The 20025-nt window shown below is 68.2% G+C and carries 17 protein-coding genes; 9 read left to right on the top strand and 8 right to left on the bottom strand.

Annotation, left to right across the window (positions count from 1 at the left end):
* Positions 1–78: 78 nt before the first annotated feature.
* Positions 79–1650 carry an FGGY-family carbohydrate kinase gene (locus WT60_RS21555; protein ID WP_038746323.1) on the bottom strand — a complete coding sequence of 524 codons (1572 nt, stop codon included), beginning with the start codon at positions 1648–1650 and terminating at the stop codon, positions 79–81.
* Positions 1651–1709: 59 nt separating this feature from the next.
* Positions 1710–2000: a hypothetical protein gene (locus WT60_RS34955; RefSeq protein WP_060356110.1), complete on the bottom strand. Its 291-nt coding sequence runs from the start codon at positions 1998–2000 to the stop codon at positions 1710–1712.
* Positions 2001–2013: 13 nt separating this feature from the next.
* Here WT60_RS34955 and WT60_RS34950 point away from each other — a divergent pair, with 13 nt between their 5' ends.
* Positions 2014–2205, top strand: a complete 192-nt coding sequence (locus WT60_RS34950) for a hypothetical protein (protein ID WP_222430151.1) — start codon at positions 2014–2016, stop codon at positions 2203–2205.
* A 245-nt stretch (positions 2206–2450) separates the two neighbouring features.
* Here WT60_RS34950 and WT60_RS21540 read toward each other — a convergent pair whose 3' ends face one another.
* The 4 genes from WT60_RS21540 to WT60_RS21520 form a co-directional block, all read right to left on the bottom strand.
* Complete coding sequence (locus WT60_RS21540; protein WP_059671406.1) at positions 2451–4136, bottom strand: M4 family metallopeptidase; 1686 nt, start codon at positions 4134–4136, stop codon at positions 2451–2453.
* Positions 4137–4580: 444 nt separating this feature from the next.
* Positions 4581–4805, bottom strand: a complete 225-nt coding sequence (locus tag WT60_RS33875) for a hypothetical protein (RefSeq protein WP_145986847.1) — start codon at positions 4803–4805, stop codon at positions 4581–4583.
* Between the two features lie 615 nt (positions 4806–5420).
* A complete protein-coding gene (locus WT60_RS21530; RefSeq protein WP_038746127.1) occupies positions 5421–6101 on the bottom strand; it encodes a TetR/AcrR family transcriptional regulator in 681 nt (226 codons plus the stop codon).
* A gap of 151 nt (positions 6102–6252) precedes the next feature.
* Positions 6253–7425, bottom strand: coding sequence for an acyl-CoA dehydrogenase family protein (locus tag WT60_RS21520; protein ID WP_038746126.1), 1173 nt, complete (start codon positions 7423–7425; stop codon positions 6253–6255).
* Positions 7426–7567: 142 nt separating this feature from the next.
* On the opposite strand from WT60_RS21520, the gene WT60_RS21515 reads away from it, so the two are divergent.
* The 8 genes from WT60_RS21515 to WT60_RS21475 all read left to right on the top strand — a co-directional run bounded on the left by WT60_RS21515 (position 7568) and on the right by WT60_RS21475 (position 17903).
* The gene (locus WT60_RS21515; protein WP_060356112.1) at positions 7568–8401 is read left to right on the top strand and encodes an NAD(P)-dependent oxidoreductase; all 834 of its coding nucleotides are present in this window, start codon (positions 7568–7570) and stop codon (positions 8399–8401) included.
* A 17-nt stretch (positions 8402–8418) separates the two neighbouring features.
* Positions 8419–9279, top strand: coding sequence for an SDR family oxidoreductase (locus WT60_RS21510; protein ID WP_060356113.1), 861 nt, complete (start codon positions 8419–8421; stop codon positions 9277–9279).
* Position 9280: 1 nt separating this feature from the next.
* Positions 9281–10897 carry an acyl-CoA carboxylase subunit beta gene (locus WT60_RS21505; RefSeq protein ID WP_059642114.1) on the top strand — a complete coding sequence of 539 codons (1617 nt, stop codon included), beginning with the start codon at positions 9281–9283 and terminating at the stop codon, positions 10895–10897.
* 12 nt (positions 10898–10909) lie between these two features.
* Positions 10910–12061 (top strand): acyl-CoA dehydrogenase family protein, encoded by a 1152-nt coding sequence (locus WT60_RS21500; RefSeq protein WP_038746118.1) that lies wholly within the window; start codon positions 10910–10912, stop codon positions 12059–12061.
* A 6-nt stretch (positions 12062–12067) separates the two neighbouring features.
* Positions 12068–12910: an enoyl-CoA hydratase/isomerase family protein gene (locus WT60_RS21495; protein ID WP_038746116.1), complete on the top strand. Its 843-nt coding sequence runs from the start codon at positions 12068–12070 to the stop codon at positions 12908–12910.
* The gene (locus tag WT60_RS21490; RefSeq protein WP_060356114.1) at positions 12907–14928 is read left to right on the top strand and encodes a biotin carboxylase N-terminal domain-containing protein; all 2022 of its coding nucleotides are present in this window, start codon (positions 12907–12909) and stop codon (positions 14926–14928) included. Before WT60_RS21495 ends, WT60_RS21490 begins: the two co-directional genes overlap by 4 nt.
* Positions 14929–14960: 32 nt before the next feature.
* Complete coding sequence (locus WT60_RS21485) at positions 14961–15845, top strand: 3-keto-5-aminohexanoate cleavage protein (RefSeq protein WP_038746112.1); 885 nt, start codon at positions 14961–14963, stop codon at positions 15843–15845.
* A 396-nt stretch (positions 15846–16241) separates the two neighbouring features.
* Positions 16242–17903: an AMP-binding protein gene (locus WT60_RS21475; protein ID WP_060356116.1), complete on the top strand. Its 1662-nt coding sequence runs from the start codon at positions 16242–16244 to the stop codon at positions 17901–17903.
* A gap of 191 nt (positions 17904–18094) precedes the next feature.
* Here WT60_RS21475 and WT60_RS34620 read toward each other — a convergent pair whose 3' ends face one another.
* Entirely contained in the window at positions 18095–19042 is a 948-nt protein-coding gene (locus WT60_RS34620; protein WP_059671403.1) for a hypothetical protein, read from the bottom strand.
* A 202-nt stretch (positions 19043–19244) separates the two neighbouring features.
* Positions 19245–19856 (bottom strand): cysteine hydrolase family protein, encoded by a 612-nt coding sequence (locus tag WT60_RS21465; protein ID WP_038746104.1) that lies wholly within the window; start codon positions 19854–19856, stop codon positions 19245–19247.
* Positions 19857–20025: the final 169 nt, after the last annotated feature.

Raw genomic sequence — 20025 nt, 5'->3', positions numbered from 1 at the left:
CCGCCGACGCGCGCGCACGCACCGGGTATGAACCGAGGCTGACGACGCAGCGCGCCGGCGAGCGATTCGTTCGTGTGCCTAAACACGCTGCATCGCGCGAAAAACGGGCCGATTACGCTTGAACGCGTCGACGAATCGCGCGGACATTTCGGCATAGACGTCCGCGTTCGCGCGGTTCGGCTCGTGGACACCGCGAATCCGCACGCGTGCGCCGAAATCGTCGAGATCGAGCAAGCCGAGCCGCTGGAACGCAAGCAGCGCAACCCCGACGCACGTCGTGTATTGCGGCTGCTCGACGCGATGCACGGGCGCGTTCAGCACGTCCGCGACGATCTGCGACCATGCGTCGGATTCCGCGCCGCCGCCGTAGAGCACGAAGTGCGAGAAGCGCCGCTTCGCGAATGCTTCGACAGGGCCGCGCAGCCAGCGCAGATTCATCGCGACGCCTTCGAGCACCGCGCGCGCGAGGTGGCTGCGCGTCGCGTCGAGCCCGAGATTGACGAAGCCGCCGCGCATCGATGCGTCCGCGCACGGCGCGAGCGATCCCGCGAGCCACGGCAGGAACAGCACGCCGCCGCTGCCTGGCGGCGTCGCGTCGATCGCCGTTTGCAGGCGCGCGAAGCAATCGTCGCGCGGCAGCGCGCCGAACGGATCGTCCGCATAGACCTGCTGCTCGATGAAGTGCTTGAGCGCCGCGCCGCCGACGCCGTTTTCCGCCATCACGAAATACGTGTCCGGCACCGGGCTCGGCATGCTGAGAATCGCGTGCCGGATATCCGTTCGCTTGAACCGCACGTGCGCGATCATCACGCTCGAGCTGCCGATCGACAGCGCCGCGTGCTTGCCCGCGAACGCGCACGCGCCCATGCCGCCCGCCTGCGTGTCGTTCAGGCCCGCAACCACCGGCGTATCGCGCGGCAAGCCGAGTTCGTCGGCGACGTCGGGCAACACGCGGCCGACGATCGCGTCGATCGGCAGCAGCTCGGGCAGCTTGTCGGCATCGATGCACGAGTAACGTACGAGCCGCGAATCGTAGCGCGTCGCGTTCAGGCGGCGGTTGTCGATCGCAAGCGACATGAACGCCGTGCATTGATTCGCGCACGCGCGCCCCGTGAAGCGCAGATTCAAATAGTCCATCGGTTCGAGAAACGTCGCGGTGCGCGCGTAGACGTCGGGCTTCGCATACTTCAGATAGCGCATGTGCGTGAGCGAGATCCCGCCTTCGACGGGCGGCAATCCATGCACGCGCAGCCATTGCCACTGCCGCAGCAGCGAATCGGCCCGCTTCGGGTAATGTGCGACGTCGCGCATCGCGCGCGGCGCGCCGCGCCGGTCGAGCCAGAGAATCATGTTCGCGACGGGCGCGCCGTCCGCGCCGACGGGCACGATCGACGAATACTGGCTGCTGCATGCGATCGCGCGCACGTCGCGCGACGCGACGCCCGATGCGTGCAGCGCGACGACGCACGCATGCTTGACCGCGCGCCAGATGTCGAGCGGGTCCTGCTCGACGCCGCCGCCCGGCACGGACAGCGTCGCGACCGCCTCGCGCGCCGCCGCGACGACCCGCCCGTCGAGCGAGACGACGGCGGCCTTCGGGCCGCTCGTTCCGAGATCGATCGCCAACACGCAGGGGCCAGGCTCCGTCATCGCGCCTCCTTTCATCGGGACGTTGCGGTACACGTCTGAAGCATAGTCGACGGATCGCGTCACGGAAGGATTCGGCGATATCGCGCGTCGCCGCCGCGTGCAGCCGGTTCGAGCATTTTCACATCGGCGAACCGCAGGCGAACGACGCGAGCGACATCGCGGCGCTCGATGCACGCCGGGCCCGCACATGACGCAATGTTCGACGTGCCCCGCTCAATCGCGATGGGTAGGTGAACGAACCGGTTGATGTCGATGCCGAGCGGATCGATTTGGCGAACGCGCAACAGGAAGGCAACGATCCGCAATGCATCCGCGATCGACTTTCTCGGTCGTTTCTCGCCTGCGGCCATCACGCAAGGCGTGATGGCAACGTCCGCCTGCAGTGAAGTGATTCCGTCAATTCGTATCGCCGCGCCGGTTGCGCCGGATGCGCCGGATGCTCTGCCGCATCATGCATTCATCGACGGCGTCGTGACGGCCCCTTGCGCGTGGCGCGCGAGCGGTGCGATGAAATGCTTGACCTTCGGCGTTTCGTCGCTGGAGGGCACGGCGTGAAACGATGGGCTTGAATGGTCCAACGTCCGCATCGATGACCGACATGCGCGCTGGTTTCGCTTCGTTCGCGTCTTCGCTTCGTGCGCCTCGTTCGCTTCTCCGCACGACGACATAGCGTCGCCATGGAAAACGGATGCGCCGCCGTGAAGCGGCTTGATCCAATCATGCGCATCGAGAATCGCCGGGAAGCCCGCAGGAACGGGCTTCCCGGCCGGCGGGCACGCCGCCGCCGATACGCCGCGTCGTCAGTTCACGCCGGACGCGCTCCACGCGCGCGCAACCGTTGCGCTCTCAGCCGAATTCGCGCCGTACAGGTCGTTCGCCGCCTGGATCGACGCGCGCCGCGCGCTCGAGTAGCTGGAGTTGGAGGTCAAGTACACAGTCAACGTCCGATACCAGATCTTGCCCGCCTTGTCGCGGCCGAGGCCGCTGAAGCTGGTGTCGCCGTTGCAGACCAGTTGGCTCTTCGACAGCCCGGTGTCGGTCGCCGGCACCACCGGGCCTTCCGCGAGCAGATAGAAGAAGCGGTTGCCGACGCCCGACGAGTAATGCGGATTCGTCCACGTGAAGCCACTGGACGGATAGCAGCTGTACGACCGGCCGTCGAGATCCTGCTTGTACATCTTGCGCAGGCCGCCGCTCGTGATGCGCGCGCCGATCACGTAGTTGCCCGGATCGTTCGGGTTGTTCGCGTAGTACTTGACGAGCGTGCCGAAGATATCGGAAGTCGACTCGTTGAGGCCGCCCGCATCGCCCGAATAGTTCAGGTTCGCGGTGGCTTCGGTCACGCCGTGGCTCATCTCGTGCCCGGCCACGTCGACCGATACGACGGGCTTCGGCAGGCGGCTGCCCGGCTCGCCGTCGCCGTACACCATCACGCGCGACGACAGCCATGCCGCGTTCGCGCCGGTCGTGCCGCCGCCGGTGTCGAACACCACGTGCGCGTAGCTCCTCACGCCGCGACCATCGTTGAAGATGCCGTTGCGGTTGTGCGTGGTCTTGTAGTAATCCCAGGTCAGCGCGAGACCGTAGTCGATGTCGGCCGCGACGGTCTGCCGGTTGCTCGTCGTGTTGTCGCCCCACACGTTCGTGCTGCTCGTGAAGATCGGCAGATCGGTCGCCAGCTCGACTTCGTCCGAGGTCAGGCCGCGGCCGTCGTACACCGAGCCGCTGCCGCGCGTCGGATCGAGCATCCGGTACGCGTTCGTGCCGGTCTGGTCGGTCGTCAGCGACAGGTTTCCGTAGTACAGCGAACGGCCGGTGCCGGTTGCGGCGGCGGTCTTGATCAGATCCTGCGCGTCGAGCACGTTGCCCGTGCGCGCGTCGACGTAGTAGAGCACGGCCTCGCCGTGCGCGTCGGTCGCCTTGCCGTACACGCGCACCGCGTGGGCGAGCGTCGGCGCGGCGTCGCGCGCGAACACGACGAGATCCGGGCCGTCGACACGGCGCACGTCCGCGCCGAAGTGCTTGGCCGCGGCGCGCCGGGCCGCGGCCGCACCCACATCGGGCGCGTTGCGCACCACGAAGCGCTCGCCGACCTTGCCGATCTTGCCGGCAAGATCGATCGGCACGGGCTGGGTCAGGCTCGCCTGCTTCAGTTGCCCTTGATTCGAGTGCACGACGACGTCGCCGCCGATCACGGGCAGCCCCGCATAGAAGCGGTCGAAACGCACGTGCTCGGTGCCGTCCGGGTCGACGATCACGTCGCGCACCTGGAACTGGTCGCCCTCCGCCGGCGCGCCCGGCTGCGCGGCCGCGAACTTCAGCGTGCGCGCGGCGCTGCCGGCGGCCAGGTTGAAGGCGGCCGGGTTCTGCTGGATCAATTGCAGCGCCCGGTCGACCGCGGCCGGCTGGTCGCCGGCTTGCGCAAACGCGCTGAGACTGGCGAGCGAAATCGCGGTGACGGACAGCAGGAAGGAAAGTTTCTTCATGTAATCCTCCAGATAATGAATGCGTGGTTATTGGAAACGTATTAACTGCAAGCACTAAACAAGAGAGGTACGGTGAACTGCAAAGCCATGCTAGGAGGTCAAATCTATCTTTACAAGAAATTTACCAATAAATTAATTTATCGTTATGGTCGCGTTAATCGAGTTAGGCTTTGGTTAGTGAATTGAAATGGTTCTGTGCGGCGTGCCTCAGGCATGCCGGTGACGGCGAGCGGGCGGGGCGCGCCGGATGGGCAGCGAACGAGCCGACGGCGAAGCCGCGCCGCACGCGATGCAGCCCGAGCAGAATTTACGGCGCGCTTGCAGAACGATGGCGACGGCCATGCTCTGCTTAATCGAATATTCATTTCAATTGTTGAATTCACATTATGAATATTCAATTGATCAATGACGCGTGGTTGTCAATGCAGGCGGCCTGCGTTTTCTTCAAATGAAAAAAGAGGGCGGTTCGGCGAACAGGCCGGCGAACGAATCGCGGCCTTTGCGGGAGGACGACACGGCGGCGCGGCGCGGCATCCGGCGACGCGTAAGAAAGGCGGTTCGCCGCGCGACGCGATGGTCGCCGGCGCCGATCAGGAAGAGCCGCTGCCGCCGCAATGGCCGGCGCACCGCGCGCAGATCGCGCACCGCCTGCAGCAGGCGGGTTGGCAAACGCCGCACGCATCGCCTGCGGGCGCGGCGTTGCGTCCGTTGCTGCCGTTGCTGCCGCAAGTGCGTGCCGATCAGCTAGCGGCCCTGCCGAAATTCTCCGAAGGGGAAAGCGCGCGGCTCGCGTTCGCGCATGCCGAGCCGCGGCACGCGGGGAGCCGGCTCGTGCTGCGCTTGCGGCGCTCGCATCACGCGGTGAGCGGCGTCTCGCGGCACGGCGCGCCGCTCCGGTTCGGCGCGCCGTGCCGCGAGACGCTGTACCGGCCCGCGCAGCCGTTGACGCTGGCGACGTCTCGCGACGCCGGCGATCCCGCGATCCCGCGGACATCGTCGCGGCGCTGTCGGCCGCCGGGCGCATCGAGACACGCTCGGCGCGCGACGGCAACTGCGGCCATGGCGGCGACGTACGGCACGCAGTACTGATCGTTCCAGCAACGCTTGCCACGCCGCTCGACGCCGCATCGGGCAGCATGACAAGCGTCGCGGTTTCCGCCGCGACTGCTTCGTCCGCTGCCTCCTGCACACCCGGCGCTTCCGGCGCAACGCATCGCCGCACATGAACCGCGCGTCGCTCCGCGCCGGATCGTTCCGGATGACGAATGAATCGGCTCGACCGCGTCAGCCCGTTTTCCTGACGGATTTCTTCTTCGCCGCGCGCGCGGGCTCGGGGGCGAACGTGCAGCCGGGCTGCGTGCGCAACAGGAACTGCACCGCATGATCGGCGAGCGCATCGAGGCCGAGCGGCCCGTTCGGCTTGTACCATTGCGCGACCCAGTTCAGCGCGCCGAACATCAGCAGCCGGTCGATCGGCGTCGGCGCGGGCCACTCGCCCGCCGCCTGCAGCCGCTCGATCACGCCGTCCCACACCGCCTCGTAGCGGTCCTTCAGCTTCAGCACCTTCGCCTGCATCGCTTCGTCGAGCGACTTCCATTCGTACAGCAGCACCGGAATGAAGTCGTGATCGGGCGACACCAGCGTTTTCAAGTGCGTGTGCACGAGCGCGCGGAACGCGTCGCGCGCGGGCAGGTTCTCGACGTCCAGCGCCTCGATCCGCGCGAGCGCGTTCGACATGCCCTGCTCCATCACCGCGACGAGAATGTCCTGCTTCGTCTTGAAATAGTAGAACCAGCTTCCCGCCTGCACGCCCGCCGCAGCGGCGATGTCGCGGACCGTCGTTCGTTCGTATCCCTGCGTGCGGAACAGCTTCGCGGACTTGAGGATCAGCTCGTCGCGCAGCGTCGCGCTCTCGCCCTTCACGGGACGCCCGCGCTTGCGCGTGGCCTGAGGTATGGCGCTCATAGAATCACAATGCGATGTTTCGAACCGGCGCTCGCCGCCGCGCAACCGCGCTGCTGCGGCGAAGCCCGTCATTCGAGCGATTATCGGCGAGTTTTAAACGCTTGGAAAGCCGATCCGCCCGCGCGCGCCGCCCGATCCCGAGCGCCGCGCGCTAATACTCGAGCTGGCGCGCCGCCAGATCCTTCATGATTTCCTCCGCGCCGCCGCCGATCATGTTGACCTTCACTTCGCGATAGATGCGCTCGGGCCGCGTGCCGCGCATGTAGCCCATGCCGCCGAGTATCTGCACGGCGGCGTCCGCGCAGAACTGCATCGTCTGCGTCGCGAAATTCTTCAGCATGCAGATCGTCGCGACGAGCGTCGGCGCGCCCCTGTCGAGATGATCGATCTGCCACGCGCATTGCTCGAGCCATGCGCGCGTCGCGTCGATGCGCATCGCCATGTCGACGAGCTTGTGCCGGATCACCTGATGATCCGCGACGCGCCGGCCGAACGTGCGCCGCTGCCGCGCCCAGTCGAGCGCGTCCTCGTAGCAGACTTGCGCGAAGCCGAGCGCCGACGCGGCGAGGCTGAAGCGCTCGAGGTTGAAATTCTGCATCACGAGCGCAAAGCCGCCGCCTTCCGGGCCGATCAGGTTCGCGGCCGGCACGGGGCAATCGTCGAAGCGCAGATGCGCGGTGTCCGACGCCCACCAGCCCATTTTCTTCAGCGGCGTCTTCGACAAGCCCGGCGCGTCGCCTTCGACGAGCAGCAGCGACAGCCCCTTCGCGCCCTGCGCGTGCGCATCGGTGCGCACGGCCACCGTGTAGTAGTCGGCCCGCATGCCCGAAGTGATGAACACCTTCTCGCCGTTCACGACGTAGCGGCTGCCGTCGCGCACCGCGCTCGTGCGCAGCGCGGCGACGTCCGAGCCGCCGCCCGGCTCCGTGATCGCGAGCGCCGAGATCTTGCGGCCCGCGAGAATGCCGGGCAGCACGCGCGCCTTCAGTTCGTCGCTGCCCGCGTGCGCGATCGGCGGCGCGCCGATCGTATGCGACATCAGCGAGCTGACGACGCCCCCCGCGCCGCAGCGCGCGAGCTCGATCGAGCAGATCAGCCGATGAAACATGTCGACGTCCTCGACGCCGCCGTAGGCGTCGGGAAAGCCGATGCCGAGAAGCCCGACGCGCGCCGCCTTCTCGTACAGCTCGCGCGGAAACTCGCCCGCCTCGTCCCAATCGTTCACGTACGGCGAGATCTCGTTCGCGACGAATCGGCGCAACGTGTCCTGCAATTGGACGTGCTCCGGCCGGTAATAGGCCGGGTTCGGGATCGCGCGATGCATCGATGCCTCCTTTCGGTGCGCCGGGAGTCGGCCGCTTTCGTGCCGATTCTAGGAACGCGGCAAAAATAAATCAACCGATTGATTTATTAGATTCACGGCGCTACGATGCGCACATCGCACACGACGACATCCGGGGCGCCCGATGAGCACGCTGCAAGGGAAGACCGTCTTCATCACCGGCGCTTCGCGCGGCATCGGGCTTGCGATCGGCAAGAAGGCCGCGAGCCTCGGCGCGAACGTCGTCGTCGCCGCGAAAACCGCCGACGTGAATCCGAAGCTGCCCGGCACGATTTACAGCGCGGCCGCCGAGATCGAAGCGGCGGGCGGCGCATGCCTGCCGCTTCAAGTGGACATACGCGACGAAACGCAGATCGCCGCCGCGCTCGCGCGCGCGGCCGAGCGTTTCGGCGGCGTGGACGTGCTCGTCAACAACGCGAGCGCGATCAGCCTGACCGACACGCCGAACACGCCGATGAAACGCTTCGACCTGATGTTCGACGTCAACGTCCGCGGCACGTTCGCGTGCACGCAGGCGGCGCTGCCGTATCTGAGGGAATCCGCGAAGCGCGGCGGCAACCCGCACGTGCTGACGCTGTCGCCGCCGCCGAATCTCGATCCGAAATGGTTCGCGCCGCACGTCGCGTACACGATCGCGAAATACGGCATGAGCCTGTGCGTGCTCGGGCACGCGGAGGAATTCCGTCCGCACGGCATCGCGGTCAACGCACTGTGGCCGCGCACGGTGATCCGCACGGCGGCGCTGCAAATGATTCCCGGCATTGCGCCCGAGGTCTGCCGCACGCCGGAGATCGTCGCCGACGCCGCCGCGCACGTGCTGTCGCTCGACGCGCGCACGCACACGGGCCGCTTCTTCATCGACGAGCAGGTGCTCGCCGGCGCGGGTGTCGCCGATCTCTCGCGCTACGCGGTCGTGCCCGGCACCACGTCGTTTCCGAACGATCTGTTTCTCGACTGACGGACGAAAAACCTCACATGGCATATCGCTCACAACTTCGCGCGGGCAGCTTCGACGGCAAGGTCGCGCTCGTCACGGGCGGCGGCAGCGGCATCGGCCGCTGCTGCGCGCACGAGCTCGCGTCGCTCGGCGCGCTCGTCGTGCTGCTCGGCCGCAACGCGGACAAGCTCGCGAACGTGTCGGCCGAAATCCACGAAGACGGCGGCCGTGCGGACGCGATCGCATGCGACATTCGCGACGAGGACGGCGTGCGGCACGCGATCGCGCAGATCGTCGAGCGGCACGGCCGCGTCGATCTGCTGGTCAACAACGCGGGCGGCCAGTTCCCCGCGCCGCTCGATCAGATCAGCGCGAAAGGCTGGCAGGCCGTGCTCAACACGAACCTGCTCGGCGGCTTTCTCGTCGCGCGCGAGTGCTACGTGCAATCGATGAAGCCGAGCAAGACGGGCGCGATCGTCAACATCATCGCCGACATGTGGCACGGCATGACGGGCATGGGCCACAGCGGCGCCGCGCGCGCCGGCATGCTGAACTTCACCGAGACGGCCGCCGCCGAATGGGCGCCCGTGCGCGTGAACGCCGTCGCGCCCGGCTGGATCGCGTCGAGCGGAATGGACACGTATCCCGACGCGATCAAGCCGATGCTGCGCGGCCTGCCGAAGATGGTGCCGCTCGGGCGCATCGGCAACGAAGCCGAAGTGTCGGCGGCGATCGCGTTCCTGCTGTCGGACGCCGCGTCGTTCATCAGCGGCGCGTGCCTGCGCGTAGACGGCGGCGCGCCGAACGCGCGCCGCCATTTCGCGATGCAGCCCGTCGACGCGAACGCGCCGTTCGACGGCTTCCATCGCGCGATCGCGCCCGAACTCTTCAAGCGCTGACATGCCGATCTTCGATTCCCGTCTCGATACGACAAGCGCCGCGTTCCGCGACAACGCCGATCACATGCGCGCGCTGATCGCGCAATGGCACGCGCTCAACGCGCGCGCCGCGGACGAATCGGCGAAGGCCGGCCCGCGCTTCGACAAGCGCGGGCAACTGCTGCCGCGCGAGCGGCTCGCGCTCCTCGTCGACGCCGGCGCGCCGTTTCTCGAGCTCGCGGCGCTCGCCGGCTATCTCGTCGGCGAAAGCGATCCGGACAAATCGGTGCCGGGCGCGGGCCTCATCGGCGGCATCGGCTACGTGAGCGGCACGCGCTGCATGATCGTCGTCGCCGATTCGGGCATCGACGCGGGCGCGCTGCAGCCGATGGGCCTCGAGAAATTCCAGCGGCTGCAGCGGATCGCGCTCGACCATCGGCTGCCGTTCGTGCATCTCGTTGAATCGGCGGGCGCGAACCTGCTGCAATACCGCGTCGAGGAATTCATCCACGGCGGCCGCCATTTCCATCAGCTCGCGAAGCTGTCCGCCGCCGGCATCCCGGTGCTCACGCTCGTGCACGGCTCGTCGACCGCGGGCGGCGCGTACATGCCGGGCTTGTCCGATTACGTCGTGATGGTGCGCGACCGCGCGAAGGCGTTCCTCGCCGGCCCGCCGCTGCTGAAGGCCGCGACGGGCGAGATCGCGACCGACGAGGAGCTCGGCGGCGCGACGATGCACGCGAGCGTGTCGGGCCTCGCCGAATACGTCGCGGACGACGACGCCGACGGCATCCGCATCCTGCGCGAGCTCGTCGACAAGCTCGGCTGGCGCGAGCGCGAGGCGGCGCTGCCCGTCGGCGAGGAACCCGCGCTCGATCCGCAAGGACTGCTAGGCATCCTGCCGCGCGACGGCAAGAAGCCCGTCGACATGCGCGAGGTGATCGCGCGGCTCGTCGACGCATCGGATCTTCTGGAATTCCAGCCGTCGTACGGGCCGGCCACCGTCTGCGCGCACGCGCGCATCCACGCAATGCCCGTCGGCATCGTGACGAACAACGGCCCGCTCGATCCGGCCGGCGCGACGAAGGCGACCCATTTCATTCAGGCGTGCTGCCAGAGCGGCGTGCCGCTCGTCTATCTGCAGAACACGACGGGCTTCATCGTCGGCAAGGAGTCCGAACGCGCGGGAATGATCAAGCATGGCGCGAAGATGATCCAGGCGGTGTCGAACGCCACCGTCCCGCAGATCACGATCCTGTGCGGCGCTTCGTTCGGCGCGGGCAATTACGGGATGTGCGGGCGCGGCTTCGATCCGGCCTTCGTGTTTTCGTGGCCGAACGCGCGCACCGCGGTGATGGGCGCGGAGCAGGCGGCGCTCACGATGGCGATCGTGATGGAAGGCGCGGCGCGCGCGAAAGGCGTCGAGCCGGACCGCGCGCGAATCGATGCGCTGCGCGAGAAGATCGTCGCGAACTTCGAGCGCCAGACCCACGCGTTCTACACGTCCGGGCGCATGCTCGACGACGGTGTCATCGATCCGCGCGACACGCGCCGCGTGATCGCGATGACGCTCGCCGTCTGCCGCGACGGCCGCGGCAAGACCGTCCAACCGCTCACGTTCGGCGTCGCCCGCCCCTGATCTGGAGACATCATGCATTTCACCGAAGAACACGAAGCGATCTCGCGCACCGTCAAGCGCTTCATCGAGCAAGAGGTCAATCCGCACGTCGACGAATGGGAGGAAGCCGGCATCTTTCCCGCGCACGACGTGTTCGGCAAGCTCGGCGCGCTCGGCATGCTCGGCCTGAGCAAGCCCGCCGCGTTCGGCGGCGGCGGCCTCGACTACAGCTACGAGCTCGTGATGGCCGAGGCGCTCGGCGTGTGCAAGGCGGGCGGCGTGCCGCTCGCGATCGGCGTGCAGACGAACATGGCGACGCCCGCGCTCGCGCGCTTCGGCTCCGATGCGTTGCGCGGCGAGTTCCTCGCGCCCGCGATCGCAGGCGAGCACGTGTCGTGCATCGGCGTGTCGGAGCCGGGCGCGGGCTCGGACGTCGCGTCGATTCGCACGGCGGCGCGCCGCGACGGCGACGATTACGTGATCAGCGGCACGAAGCTCTGGATCACGAACGGCACGCAGGCCGACTGGATGTGCTGCCTCGCGAACACGTCGGACGGCCCGCCGCATCGGAACAAATCGCTGATCGTCGTGCCGCTGAAATCGAAAGGCGTGCACATCGAGAAGAAGATCCGCAAGATCGGCATGCATTCTTCGGACACCGCGCAGATCTTCTTCGACGACGTGCGCGTGCCGCGCCGCAACCTGATCGGCGAGGAAGGCCAAGGCTTCACTTATCAGATGCTGCAGTTCCAGGAAGAGCGGCTCTACGGCGCGGCCGCCGCGCTCGTCGTGCTCGATCGTTCGATCGACGAAACGATCGACTACACGCGTCAGCGCAAGATCTTCGGGCGGCCCGTGCTCGATCATCAGGTCGTGCATTACCGGCTCGCCGAGCTGAAGACCGAGGTGGAGGCGCTGCGCGCGCTCACATATCGCGCGACGGAACTGTACGTGCAGGGCGGCGACGTGACGACGCTCGCGTCGATGGCGAAGCTGAAGGCGGGACGCCTCGCGCGCGAAGTCACCGACAGTTGCCTGCAGTTCTGGGGCGGCATGGGCTTCGCGTGGGAATCGAGCATCTCGCGCACTTATCGCGACACGCGCCTGTTTTCGATCGGCGGCGGCGCGGACGAGGTGATGCTCGGCATCATCTGCAAGAAGCTCGGCACGCTGCCGCGGGAGTGACGCGCGATGACCGAGACGACTTCCTCGACGCTCGCGCCGCTGCACGTCGCGCAAACGCACGGCGTCGTGTTCGCGACGCTGAATCGGCCGGGCAAGCGCAACGCGCTGACCGACGATCTCGTCGCGGCGCTCGACGCCGAGTGCGCGCGCGTCGCCGCCGATGACGGCGTGCGAGCGTTCGTGCTGCGCGGCGCGGGCGGCGTGTTCTGCGCGGGCGGCGACTTCGGCGGCTTTCACGCGATGATGCGCGAGCCGGCGCCCGCCGACGCGCCCGATCCGATCGCAACGTCGAACCGCCGGTTCGGCGCGCTTCTCGACAGGCTCGCGGCACTGCCGATGCCGACGCTCGCCGTGATCGAAGGCGCGGCGATGGGCGGCGGCTGCGGGCTCGCGGCCGCGTGCGACCGCGTGCTGATGGCGAGCGACGCATATCTTTCGATGCCCGAAACGTCGCTCGGCCTGCCGCCCGCGCAGATCGCGCCGTTCATCGTCGCACGCGCGGGCGCCGTGCGCGGCCGCTGGCTGATGCTGACGAGCCGCCGCCTGTCGGCCGCCGACGCGTTGCACGCGGGCCTCGCCGACGAAATCGCGAACGCGGACGCCATCGATCCGTTGCTGCGCGGCGAGCTCGCGCGCGTGCTCGCATGCGAACCGGCCGCGCAGCGCGCGACGAAGCGAATCGTCGCCGACACACTGCATCGCGAGCGCGCCGCCGTCCTCGATGCGGCGGCGAACGCATTCGCCGCCGCGCTGCGCTCGGGCACGGTCGTCGAAGGCCTCGCCGCATTGACCGACAAGCGCGCGCCCCGCTGGGCAACCGATGCGCCGACGCTGCCGGTGACGCCATGAGCGAGCGCCGCTTCACCCGTCTGCTGATCGCGAACCGCGGCGAGATCGCGGTGCGCATCGCGCGCACCGCGCGCCGGCTCGGCATCGCGACGATCGCCGTCCACTCCGACGCGGACGCGCGCAGCCCGCACGTCGCCGCGTGCGACGCGGCGGTGTCGATCGGCGGCGCGACGCCCGCCGAATCGTATCTGTCGATCGACAAGCTGATCGACGCCGCATCGAAGAGCGGCGCGCAGGCGATTCATCCGGGCTACGGCTTTCTGTCGGAGAACGCGGCGTTCGCGCGGCGCGCCGTCGAGGCGGGCCTCGCGTTCGTCGGCCCGCGCGCCGACGCGATCGACGCGATGGGCGACAAGGCCCGCGCGCGCCGCCGGATGGCAGCGGCCGGCATTCCCGTCGTGCCCGGCTACGACGGCGACGATCAGAGCGACGCGCGCCTGCTTTCGGAGGCCGAACGAATCGGCTTTCCGGTAATGCTGAAGGCAGCGGCGGGCGGCGGCGGGCGCGGAATGCGCCGCGTCGATGCGCGCGACGCGCTGCCCGCCGCGCTGAAGCTTGCCGTATCCGAAGCGCGGAACGCGTTCGGCGACGGCCGCATGATCGTCGAGCGCGCCGTGATCGAGCCGCGCCACGTGGAAGTGCAGGTGTTCGCCGATACGCACGGCCACGTCGTCCATCTCGGCGAGCGTGACTGCTCGGTGCAGCGCCGCCACCAGAAGATCGTCGAGGAAGCGCCGTCGCCCGCGGTCGATGCCGCGCTGCGCGCGCGGCTCGGCGCGACGGCAGTCGCCGTCGCGCGCGAGATCGGCTACGTCGGCGCGGGCACCGTCGAATTCCTGCTCGACCGCGACGGCCGGTTCTACTTCATGGAGATGAACACGCGGCTGCAGGTCGAACACCCGGTGACGGAGCTGATCACCGGGCAGGATCTCGTCGAATGGCAGTTGCGCGTCGCGCAAGGCGATGCGTTGCCGCTCGCGCAGCACGACGTGCGGCTCGACGGCCATGCGATCGAAGTGCGCCTCTGCGCGGAGGACCCCGCCGACGATTTCCTGCCGCGCACGGGCGAAGTGCTGACGTGGCGGCCGGGCCGTCACGCGCGCTGCGATCATGCGCTCGCCGACGGCGTCGCGATCAGCCCGCACTACGATTCGATGCTCGGCAAGCTGATCGCGCACGGCCGCTCGCGCGACGAGGCGATCGACCGCCTCGCGAACGCACTCGACGACACGGTGCTGCTCGGCGTGCCGAGCAACCGCGCATTTCTCGCGCGCGTGCTGCGACATCCGGCGTTCGTCGACGGACGCGCCGTGTCCACCGCGTTCATCGCCGCGCATTTTCCCGACAACGACAGCCGCCGCTTCGCGCCGACGGAAGCGGCGTGGGCGATCGCCGCGTGGCTGTCGGCGGCCGCCGCCGATCGCGCGGAGACGCTGTCGCCCGCGTGGCGCGGCTGGCGCAACGGCGCGCCGCTGCCCGTGCCATATCGGCTGTCGTCGGCGCGCGCGAACGCGAACGTAAGCGCGAGCGCGGAGCACGCGGATGCGCGACGAGGCGTGGTGACGATCGACCGGCGCGCGGCCGTGCGCGCGCACGGCCGCGCGCCGGTCGCGCTCGACGGAGCACGCCCCGCGCCGCCGGGCGAGCCGTCGACGGTCGAGATCGACGGCCGCGCGCACGCCTACTGCTTCGCGATCGCGCGCGAGCGCCTGTGGCTGCAACTCGACGGCATCGATCACGCGTTCGCGATCCTCAACCGCGCAGGCCGAGCGAGCGCCGGCGCCGCCGACAGCGACGGCGTGCTGCGCGCGCCGATGAACGGCCGCGTGATCGCGGTCGACATCGACGAAGGCGCGACGGTCTCGGCCGGACAAACGGTCATGGTGCTCGAGGCGATGAAGATGGAGCACGCGATCACCGCGCCGTTCGCGGGCAAGGTCGCGTCGCTCGGCGCGCGCGCGGGCGAGCAGGTCGCGCCCGGCCAGGTGCTCGCGCAACTCGAGCCGCAGGCCGGCTAACGCGCCGGCATTCGATACAAGGAGAATTTTCGATGAGCCACCCCGTCGTCGTCACGTGCGCGCTGAACGGCATCTTCACGGACCCGAAGCAGTTCAACGTGCCCGTCACGCCCGAGCAGATGGCGCGCGAAGCGAAAGGCGCGTACGACGCCGGCGCATCGTGCATGCACGTGCACTTTCGCCGGCAGGAGCCGGACAAGGGGCACCTGCCATCGTGGGACCCTCAGCTCGCGGCCGAGATCGCGCAGGCGATCCGCGAGGCGTGCCCGGGCGTGATCTTCAATCAGTCGACGGGCATCGTCGGGCCGAACGTCGACGGTCCGCTCGCATGCATCCGTTCGATCCGCCCGGAAATCGCCGCATGCAACGCGGGCTCGCTCAACTATCTGAAAGTGAAGGCGGACGGCGCGTGGGCGTGGCCGCCGATGCTGTTCGACAACCCGGTCGAGAAAGTCGCGTCGTTTTTGACGACGATGGCCGAGACGGGCGCGGTGCCCGAGTTCGAGTGTTTCGACACCGGCATCGTCCGCTGCATCGACATGTACGCGCGCGCCGGATTGTTCGCAGGACGATCGAATTACAACTTCGTGATGGGCGTCGAGTCGGGCATGCCGGCCGATCCCGAGCTGCTGCCGATCCTGATCCGGCTGCTGCGGCCCGATTCGACGTGGCAGGTCACCGCGATCGGCCGCGCGAACATCTGGGCGCTGCATCGGCGGACGGCCGAGCTCGGCGGACAGCTGCGCACCGGGCTCGAAGACACGTTCTATCTGCCGGACGGCGCACGCGCGACGTCGAACGCGCAGCTCGTCGACGCGATCGCGACGATCGCGCGCGAAGCCGGGCGCGAGATCGCGTCGCCGCAGGAAGCGCGGCGGATTCTCGGCACGCGTGCGCAAGCCGCATCGCTTGCATGAACGACGCTTGACGGGCGAAAGGAGCCGCGATCGCGGCGGCCGGCTCGGCAGCCCGCGCCGCCGATGCGCGGCGAGCGCGACGCCGATGAACGCCGCGACGGGAGCAACGCAACCGAGACGCGGCCAAGACACGGCCAAGACGCGGCCGACGAAGGCGCGCGATCGCCGAAGCCGCTCGGCGATCGCGCGACAGCACGCATCGCGCATACATGCATGCGCGCACCGGGCGGCGCAGATATGGCGCGCAAGATCGAAAGGTGAGAATTTTCGGGAGGCCGCCGACGCCGCTCCGAACCGACGAAAACCGGCGCGCGTCGGCGTTGTGCGAATGCACCGGCCTGCAACGATACATCGCGCGGCGGCCGCCGCGCGCCCGCCGCTCGCAAGGAGACGACATTGACCTCGATCGACCCGGACAACCTGCCGCTCGAACGCCTTCAATACTGGGAACGCACGCGCGCCGACGACGTCTGGCTCGTCCAGCCGACGGGCGGCGGCGAAATCCGCCGCTTCACGTGGCGCGAGGCGCTCGACGAAGCGCGCCGCGTCGCCGCGTACCTGCGCGCGCTCGATCTGCCGCGCGGATCGAACATCGCGATCCTGTCGAAGAACTGCGCGCACTGGATTCTCGCCGATTTCGCGATCTGGCTGAGCGGCCATGTGTCGGTGCCGCTCTACCCGACGCTCGGCGCCGAATCGGTCCGGCAAGTGCTCACGCACAGCGAAGCGGCGGCGCTGTTCGTCGGCAAGCTCGACGCATGGGAGCAGATGCGCGACGGCGTGCCGCCGCACGTGCGGCGCATCGGCCTGCCGTACCTGTCCGGCGCGCAGTTCGACGGCGTGAAATGGGACGACATCGTGCGCGACACCGTGCCGCTCGCCGAGCACGTGACGCGCGCCGCCGACGAGCTCGGGACGATCGTCTACACGTCCGGCACGACGGGCGACCCGAAGGGCGTGATGCTAACGTTCGGCGCGCTCGGCTGGTGCGTCGAGCCCGTCTTCGATCTGATCGCGCTCGGCCCCGGCGACCGGATGATCTCGTACCTGCCGCTGTCGCACGTCGCGGAGCGCGGCTATGTCGAGATGCTATCGGTGCGCGCGGGCTTCACCGTCTACTTCGGCGAATCGCTCGACACGTTCGTCGCCGACCTTCAACGCGCGCGGCCGACGTTCTTCATCTCGGTGCCGCGCCTGTGGGCGAAGTTCCGGCACGCGGCCGCGAGCCGCCTGCCGCCCGGCCCGATTCCGGACGCGATGAAGCCGATGATTCTTCAGCAGCTCGGCCTCGACCGGGTTCGCCTCGCCGCAAGCGCCGCCGCGGCGATCGAGCCCGCGCTGCTCACCTGGTATCGCGATCTCGGGCTCGAACTGCTCGAAGGCTACGGGATGAGCGAATTGTGCGGCGTGTCGCACTCGTGCCGGCAGCACGACATGCGGCCGGGCTACGTCGGCGCGCCGGTGCGCGACGTCGAGAGCCGGCTCGCCGACACCGGTGAAATCGAGATCCGCTCGCCGGGCAACACGATCGGCTATTACAAGCGCCCCGACCTCACCGCCGCGCTCTTCACGCCCGACGGCTTCATCCGCAGCGGCGACTTGGGCGAGCTCGACGAAGCGGGCCGACTCAAAATCACCGGGCGCGTGAAGGAGATCTTCAAGACGAGCAAGGGCAAGTACGTCGCGCCGTCGCCGATCGAAAGCAGGCTCACGACGCATCCGCTCGTCGATGCGTGCTGCGTCGTCGGTGCGGGACGGCCGCAGCCGTGCGCGCTCGTGTCGCTGTCCGACGAAGGCCGCAGGCTCGACGACGACGGCCGGCGCGCGGCGCTCGCGACATCGCTCGGCGAGCATCTCGAACGCGTCAACGCGAGCCTCGACGATCACGAGAAGCTGCGCTTCGTCGTGGTCGTCGATTCGATCTGGAACGAGACGAGCGGCTTCGTCACGCCGACGTTCAAGGTGCGCCGCAATCGCGTCGAGGCGCGGTATGCGCCGTTTCTCGACGCGTGGGACGCGCGCGGGGCGGCGGTCGTTTGGGAGTCCGATGCGGCGTGACGAATTGCGGTTCGTTGCGCATCGCTCGATGAAAAAAGGCGCGCCGGGCGGCGCGCCTTTCGCCTTTTGGAGCGCGACGGGAGACGCATAACGCGCTTCGCGTGCGTCGCGATCTCGGCCGCTTCCGCTTCCGGAAGCATCGGCTTCGCGAGGCTTCGCACGCTCGACGCCCAGGCATGCCCCATCGGCGGTCAGTGCTTCGAATAAGGACAGCGAATCAGCTTGCCGATCGCATTCGACAACAGATCCTCGGTCCCCTTGAGCGAATCCGCCAGCACCGGATCGGTCGGGAACACCATCTCGGCCGCGATGTTGTCCTGCACGATCCGCGCGAGATTGTCGAGCGCGACCGCGACCGGATCGGCGGGCGTCTCCGCCGTCGCGATGTCGATCAGGTGCGTGTCGACGTTCTTTCGGTCCATCAGGCGCCGCAGGATGATCGTGTTCTGGTTGCGCACCGACGTCGTCCAGATCGACAGCACGACCGTGTACACCTTCTTCCATTCGTCGTCGCCGAGCGCCGCCTTCCAGCGTTTGATCAACGCCTCGACGCCCGCCACCTGAGCTTGCGCCGCGCACTGCATGTTGACCTTGATCGCATCGGCGACGCTCGCGGAGAACCGCTCGTAGCTCTCGATGCTGAAGCGCCCTTCGACGACCGATTGCGCGATGAAGTGAATCCCGCCTTCGAGAATGCGCGCGCTCGCCGCTCGCGCATCGGCCGGAAACTCGGCGGCGTCGAGGTGCCGCAGCGCGTTCTTCAGCGTCTCGCCGAACGCCTCGAGCGGCCGCACCCATTCGATCGCTTCGGGCTGCTTCAGATACGGCGCGATGATCACGTAGATGCCGAGCGGCGTGTGGCTGATCGATTTCACCAGTTCGAACACCGGCGACACCGACTCGAGCGTCTCGCGCCGGCCTTCGTGGATCAGCGTGTACTGCCCGCCGCGGTAATCGTTGTTGACGACGATGACGGGGCTCAGATGCGACGTGAGCCTCGCCTTCAGCGCCGCGTAGTTCTGCCGCATCGCGTTGTCGACGGCGAACACTGCGTCGCGCGCCCGTACGCGCGGGTTCGAGCCGAACGCGACCATCTCCAGATCGTGAGCATCGATTCTCGAGAACGACTTGTGATTCATTTTCTTGCCTTCTTTCTTATTGAAAAAACGGAGCGTTCCTTTCGTTCTGGTAATGCCCCGTCGGGCGATCGCGAACGCTCCGGGTCAAACTTCGTTGTCACGTCGGCCTGCGCGGCGCGGATGGCACGCCTCGCCGCACGGCGACGATTTTCGTTTCTCGGTGGTCCCTCGCGCCGCCGGCCGAAGCCGGCCGCGCCCCGTGTTACGCGAGCGGCAGCGTCAACACGTCGTCGGTCGTCATCACTTCGCCGAACGTGTCGTCGACGGTCGCGAGCGCCGCGCGATGCAAATCCGCATGCGGCAGCACGCTGCCGTCCGCGCGATCGAGATTGCGCGTCGCGCACGCATCGTCGACGACGATCACGTCGTAGCCGAGCGGCACGGCGTCGCGCGCCGCCCCCGCAACGCACGCATGCGTCATCAGGCCCGCGATGATCAGCGTCTCGATGCCGGCCGCCTTCAGGCGCGCGTCGAGGTCGGTCGTCGGAAACGCGCTGACGGACGATTTCCTCAGCACCTGATGGTTCGCCGCAGGTTGCAACTGCGCGTGGAAGCGCACGCCGTCGCCGTCCTCGGCGAACACCGGGCTGCCCGCGGGCGCCACGTGCTGAATGTGAAACACGCGAATGCCTGCGCGGTCCGCATGCTCGACGAGCCGCTGCGTGTTGCGCAGCGCGCGCGCGCCGTCCGGGATCGGCATCTTGCCGCTGAAATATTCGTTCTGGAAATCGATCACCAGCAGCGCGGTGCTCACGGCCTCGATCGCCTGCGGAGCGCTCGCGCCGGCCAAGGTGCGAATGGTGGGATGGCTCATCGTGAAAGTCCTGGTGAATGAAACGCGACGCACGCCCATCGTCCGTCGCTGCGCGTCTCGCCTCCGCGGCGGCAAGACAGGCGCAAGTATCCGGATGCGGGCCGCACCGCGAAAGTGGCCTTCGAGACAACATGTGATAGGATCGGGCCACCTTTTTGGACTGCCGTCT

The organism is Burkholderia sp. MSMB617WGS (genome assembly GCF_001532025.2).
Lineage (GTDB): Bacteria > Pseudomonadota > Gammaproteobacteria > Burkholderiales > Burkholderiaceae > Burkholderia > Burkholderia savannae.
This window is presented reverse-complemented; position numbering and strand designations above follow the sequence as displayed.

Coding starts and splice junctions, on each gene's coding strand:
- WT60_RS21555 (WP_038746323.1), bottom strand. CDS start 1,650: ATGACGGAGCCTGGCCCCTGCGTGTTGGCGATCGATCTCGGAACGAGC.
- WT60_RS21515 (WP_060356112.1), top strand. CDS start 7,568: ATGAGCACGCTGCAAGGGAAGACCGTCTTCATCACCGGCGCTTCGCGC.
- WT60_RS21510 (WP_060356113.1), top strand. CDS start 8,419: ATGGCATATCGCTCACAACTTCGCGCGGGCAGCTTCGACGGCAAGGTC.
- WT60_RS34950 (WP_222430151.1), top strand. CDS start 2,014: ATGGCAACGTCCGCCTGCAGTGAAGTGATTCCGTCAATTCGTATCGCC.
- WT60_RS21540 (WP_059671406.1), bottom strand. CDS start 4,136: ATGAAGAAACTTTCCTTCCTGCTGTCCGTCACCGCGATTTCGCTCGCC.
- WT60_RS21490 (WP_060356114.1), top strand. CDS start 12,907: ATGAGCGAGCGCCGCTTCACCCGTCTGCTGATCGCGAACCGCGGCGAG.
- WT60_RS21485 (WP_038746112.1), top strand. CDS start 14,961: ATGAGCCACCCCGTCGTCGTCACGTGCGCGCTGAACGGCATCTTCACG.
- WT60_RS21520 (WP_038746126.1), bottom strand. CDS start 7,425: ATGCATCGCGCGATCCCGAACCCGGCCTATTACCGGCCGGAGCACGTC.
- WT60_RS21495 (WP_038746116.1), top strand. CDS start 12,068: ATGACCGAGACGACTTCCTCGACGCTCGCGCCGCTGCACGTCGCGCAA.
- WT60_RS34620 (WP_059671403.1), bottom strand. CDS start 19,042: ATGAATCACAAGTCGTTCTCGAGAATCGATGCTCACGATCTGGAGATG.
- WT60_RS21505 (WP_059642114.1), top strand. CDS start 9,281: ATGCCGATCTTCGATTCCCGTCTCGATACGACAAGCGCCGCGTTCCGC.
- WT60_RS34955 (WP_060356110.1), bottom strand. CDS start 2,000: ATGGCCGCAGGCGAGAAACGACCGAGAAAGTCGATCGCGGATGCATTG.
- WT60_RS21500 (WP_038746118.1), top strand. CDS start 10,910: ATGCATTTCACCGAAGAACACGAAGCGATCTCGCGCACCGTCAAGCGC.
- WT60_RS21530 (WP_038746127.1), bottom strand. CDS start 6,101: ATGAGCGCCATACCTCAGGCCACGCGCAAGCGCGGGCGTCCCGTGAAG.
- WT60_RS21465 (WP_038746104.1), bottom strand. CDS start 19,856: ATGAGCCATCCCACCATTCGCACCTTGGCCGGCGCGAGCGCTCCGCAG.